General features: G+C 65.4%; 6 protein-coding genes and 1 pseudogene. 3 read left to right on the top strand and 4 right to left on the bottom strand.

Features of this window, described 5'->3' with window-relative positions:
• Positions 1-88: 88 nt before the first annotated feature.
• Genes VQ02_RS20275 through VQ02_RS39345 form a run of 3 tightly spaced genes read right to left on the bottom strand, consistent with a single transcriptional unit; the run spans position 89 to position 1475 of the window.
• Entirely contained in the window at positions 89-745 is a 657-nt protein-coding gene (locus VQ02_RS20275) for a DotI/IcmL family type IV secretion protein (RefSeq protein WP_048446026.1), read from the bottom strand.
• The gene (locus tag VQ02_RS20270; RefSeq protein ID WP_048446025.1) at positions 742-1011 is read right to left on the bottom strand and encodes a hypothetical protein; all 270 of its coding nucleotides are present in this window, start codon (positions 1009-1011) and stop codon (positions 742-744) included. The genes VQ02_RS20275 and VQ02_RS20270 overlap by 4 nt, the downstream gene beginning before the upstream one ends.
• Before the next feature lie 2 nt (positions 1012-1013).
• Positions 1014-1475 carry a thioredoxin domain-containing protein gene (locus VQ02_RS39345; RefSeq protein ID WP_245239798.1) on the bottom strand — a complete coding sequence of 154 codons (462 nt, stop codon included), beginning with the start codon at positions 1473-1475 and terminating at the stop codon, positions 1014-1016.
• 648 nt (positions 1476-2123) lie between these two features.
• Between VQ02_RS39345 and VQ02_RS37360 the strand changes: the two genes are divergently transcribed.
• Positions 2124-2435 carry a hypothetical protein gene (locus tag VQ02_RS37360; RefSeq protein ID WP_156295506.1) on the top strand — a complete coding sequence of 104 codons (312 nt, stop codon included), beginning with the start codon at positions 2124-2126 and terminating at the stop codon, positions 2433-2435.
• Positions 2435-3007 carry a hypothetical protein gene (locus VQ02_RS20255; protein ID WP_048446022.1) on the top strand — a complete coding sequence of 191 codons (573 nt, stop codon included), beginning with the start codon at positions 2435-2437 and terminating at the stop codon, positions 3005-3007. The genes VQ02_RS37360 and VQ02_RS20255 overlap by 1 nt, the downstream gene beginning before the upstream one ends.
• A gap of 20 nt (positions 3008-3027) precedes the next feature.
• On the opposite strand, the gene VQ02_RS20250 is transcribed toward VQ02_RS20255, so the two are convergent.
• Positions 3028-3549: a hypothetical protein gene (locus VQ02_RS20250; protein WP_048446021.1), complete on the bottom strand. Its 522-nt coding sequence runs from the start codon at positions 3547-3549 to the stop codon at positions 3028-3030.
• 242 nt (positions 3550-3791) lie between these two features.
• Between VQ02_RS20250 and VQ02_RS38770 the strand changes: the two are divergent.
• Positions 3792-4208 (top strand): annotated as a pseudogene (locus tag VQ02_RS38770) (type IV secretory system conjugative DNA transfer family protein); the annotation flags it as partial.

The raw sequence follows: 4208 nt of genomic DNA, 5'->3' as shown, positions 1-4208 counted from the left end.
TCCGGCTTCGCTGTGGCTGCCCGTGTGGGCGCCGCCGCGGCGGTCGCCCAGACGGCAGCCACAGCGAAGCCGGAGGCCAAAACGCGCTTCATGGCCCCACCTGATTGGTCAGTTGCTGCGTCGAGATCACCGAGTCGATCGCGATGCCGTTCGGGTTGATCGGAGACGGGTCGATCCGCACGATCGTCATCGTCAGGAGACGCCGCTCGACCCGGGTCTCGACGTTGGTGCGGTAGAAGATCTGCAAGGGGACTTCGACGCGCCAGTAGTACCGGCCCGCCGCCTTGCCCTCCTCGGCCACGTTGGCCGGGTCCGTCGTCACGGCCGAGACGGTCTGGTAGCCGAGAACGACCTTCTGGATGATGCCGCTCTCTTGCAGGGCCGCCCGGTACCGGTCACGCCCACTCGGGGTGAACGACTGCGACAGCGCGTTGTTGATGAGAGCGCGCCAGTTCGCGTAGTCGTAACTATTCAACTGGACGGCCGAGCTGACCGCGAACTCCTTCAGCCGAGCCTGAGAGATGTTCGGCTCGTTGAGCGGGATCGCATCGCAGACGGCTTGCGCGTCCGAGGTCCAGATGAACTGCTTGACCGGGAACCGGACGAACGCGTTGTAGAACAGAAGCGCGTTGACGACGAGCGACAGGGTCAGGAACAGCGACAGCAGCAGGATCCAGTACCACTGGTTGCGCAGCATCATCCGGCCGGCATCGACCTCGCGCGAGATGTGGTCGGCCGACTTCATGAGCGCGGCTTTCCTGCCGCCGGCGGCGCCACGATCCTGACCTCGCAGCCGAACACGCCGCCGTCGGCGACGTAGGGGATCACCTCGGCCCACTTGAGGCAGGCATAGGTGAGCCACATCATCGCCATCAGCGAGGCGAAGACCGCACCGGACAAGAACCACGAGGCGCGCGCGTAGCCCTCGATCTCGTCGGCGAGCGCCGACGGCGACAGGCAGCCGCGGGCCGAGGGTAGGCTGAACGCTCCGATGGAGGATCGCCGCGCCATCGTCAGCTACCGGTCAGGACGGCGCGCAGCTTGGCGTCGTCGCCGGTCTCGTAGCCCACCATGATCGCGAGCCGCCCGTCGGGGCGGGGCACGAACATCGTCGGGACGCCGGGGCGCAGGGCCGGCGATGCTGCGAAGATCGAGGCGAAGGCCTCCTTGTTCTCGGCGAGCTTGGCGATCAGCTCTGCGCTGGCCGGGGCCGAGGACGTGGCCGCGCCCTTGGTGTCGAACATCGTCTTGAGCGCCGCCACCCGATCCGATCCGGAGAGGACCGCGGCCGCCATGCGGTTGCCGCCGTCGGGATCGCCGAGGACCACCACCGGCACCCAGCGCGCCGCGATCCGCCCATGCAGAGCGGCGAAGGCAGCGTGGCAGTAAGGGCAGCGCGGATCGAAGAAGATCGTCGCGACCTGGCCCTCGGGCGTCCCCGCCGGCACGTCGACGACTGAGGCAAGCTTGGCCAACGTCTCCGTCACCTTCCTGGCGACGTTGGGATCCTCAATTGTTGCATAGCTGACTGTGCCTGCCTGCTGCGGCGCGGGCACGGGCGCGGGCACTGCCGCCGGAACGTAGGTCGGGGCTGCCGCAGAGGGTGTGACTGCAGGCGCTAACGCAACCTGTGGGGAGGGCAGCGGAGCAGGGGCTAACACATTGGCTGGATTGGCTGTTTTGGCAGAACTGGTAGGGGAAGATTTGTTCTGCTCAGGCCCTGACAGAGGACGATTATTCTCTCCAGCGACGATGTAGAGAGAGATGGGCTGCCAGTTGTTGACCGTTGCAAGATACACACACGCGACAAGTGAGCCGGCCCAGGCCAGGTGCTTTACTGCGTTCTCCATGCGTAGGATGCCCCGAGAGAGTCATAATTTTTGTGTTGGCGCTCATATTGCGAATATGGACACAACATGTCAATCAAGACCCAGGGGCATCCAAGACCAAGGGTGCTGATCGAGGGGCACTATGGCATCAATACCACGATCATTCGTACGTTAATGATAGAGATATACCGGTGTATAGCACGAAGACTTGCGGGTTGCTCCGCACTCGCTGCATCAAGGGTTGCAGTAGGGCTCAGGCCAGCGTGCCGGCTAGATCGAAAGGGCTAAGCAGACATGGCCGCGGAAAGCTTCGTTAAGGCCTTATTAAGAAATGCAACCCTGGCGGCTGTACTCGCAACCGCGATGCCAACTTTGGTAGCGGCAGCACCCGATGCCGCAGTAAATCCTGAATTGCAGAAAAAAAATAGATCGAAATTCGAGTATCACGACGGAAGTGCTGAGGAGAAGCGGCCCTATCGCCGGCCTAGCCTCGACGTCGATCCGACGAACCTGAGATATGAGGAGCTCATAGCAAGGCTCAACGCGCTTGAGGAACGTGTCGAGCAGTTGGAGCATCATTCCAGATTTTCGAAAAGGGGTCAGTGATGGCGGTTCCGGACCTCGGCAGCGTCCTCGTCTCGCTGAGCGAGGTGTTCCCGCTCGTCGTCAACTTGGTGTTCCTGCTGATCGCGCTGCTCGGGATCGTGTACGGGACGGCCGGGCTCTACGGCCTCTACGGCGTCGCCGCCGGAGAGCACAAGTTCACGAACCGTCCGGTGACCATCGATGCGGCCTTCGGCAAGCTCGCGCTCGGCAGCGCGATGATCGTCGCGCCCGTTCTGATGTGGAAGTTCGCCAACTCGTTCGTCCTGGGCGGCAACATCACCTACAACATGTTCAATTACGGCTCGCTGCCTCGCTCCTCGACCTGCGACAGCATCAAGATCGCGATCACCTACTTCTTCATGGCGTTGGGTTCGCTCGCCTGGCTGATCGCCGGCATGCGGCTCTACAACGCCACGGCTGGCCAGCACGGCGCCGGCCCCGGCTCGGCAGTTCTGTACCTCGTCGGCGGGACACTGGCCTTCTTCATCAACGACGTCGCGGACCTCGTCGGCAGCACGATCAAGATGGACGTGTCGCTGTCGAACGTGTGCACGATGATGGGGGGGAGCTGACGATGCGCTCGCCCCTCCTCTCAGGCCCGTTCGCGGCCGAGCAGTCCATTCAACTCGGCGATCAGGAAAGCGCCGAACGGAGCGCGGGCCTCGAACATCCGGCCCTGATCGAGTTGCCAGGCGCGGTAGCGCTGCACGAGCGCGCTCGCCAGCACCACGGTGCACAGCAGCACCGCGCCGAGCAGGGTGAGCCAGGATTGCGCGAAGACCGCCCAGGCCGCCGCCAGGACCCCGAGCAGGACCGCCGTCAGGAACAGGACCAGCGCCTGCCGGCGCGCCTCGTGCGCGAGGTCGCGCACGTCCGCGCCCTCGATCGCGAAGGTGCGGCCCATCTCGGCGAGCGAGAAGGTCGCCCTGCAGGCCGGGTCGTCGCACTGGCGCAGGTTCGGAGCGGCGGGATCGGGCCGCAGATGGCCGCGCCGGCAGATCGGGCACGCCGCGTGGGCGCCACCCAGCACGGTTCCGGTCATCGCCGCGAAGCTGCGGTGCTCCGGCCCGACCCGGCGCGCGAGCCGCGCCGAGAGAAACGATCCGATCCCCATTGGCCCAATCCATCGCGTGTGCGTCCTGGATCAGGCTTGTGGATCACTCAGGGTCGAGCCTGCAAGGCAAATATCAATAAAAATCCATGGGGCTTGAGTATGGACCGTAATCGCGTTCGCTGCCTTCTTCGATTGGCGGCCGTGCTTCTCGGCATGTCCGTGTTGCTGCCTGCCTGCGTCAGTACCGGCGGAAGCACTTCGGGTCATGTCGACGCCAAGCTGCGCGAGCACGGGGTCTGACCATGCGCCTTGCACGCTGGCTTCTCTCCACCTCGCTCTGCATCGCGGCGTTCCCGGCAGCAGCCCAGGTCGCCAACACCTACTGCGCCCAGAACCCGGCCGCCTGTGCGCCGGTCGCGACGGCGGGCGCCTACGGCGTGCCCTATGGCGGCTACACCCAACCCGCTTACGCCGGCTATGGCGGCTATGGCGGCGGCTACGTCCAGCCCGCCTACGGCGCCTACGGGGGCGGCTACGCGGCTCCCGGCTACGGCGGTGCTGCCCCTGGCTACGCCGCCCCCGGCTACGGCGGCTACCCGCCTCCGGGCTACTACGGGCCGGGCGGCGTGGCCCAGGCCAACGCCCTCAATGCCATCGCCAACGGCCCGCGCTACCTGCCCGGGGGGGACAGCCAGCCCTTCCCGCCGAATGTCGGCGAC

The organism is Methylobacterium variabile (genome assembly GCF_001043975.1).
In the GTDB taxonomy this organism is placed as follows: domain Bacteria; phylum Pseudomonadota; class Alphaproteobacteria; order Rhizobiales; family Beijerinckiaceae; genus Methylobacterium; species Methylobacterium variabile.
Note: the sequence above shows the minus strand (reverse complement) of the source record. Positions and strands in the feature narration are given on the sequence as shown.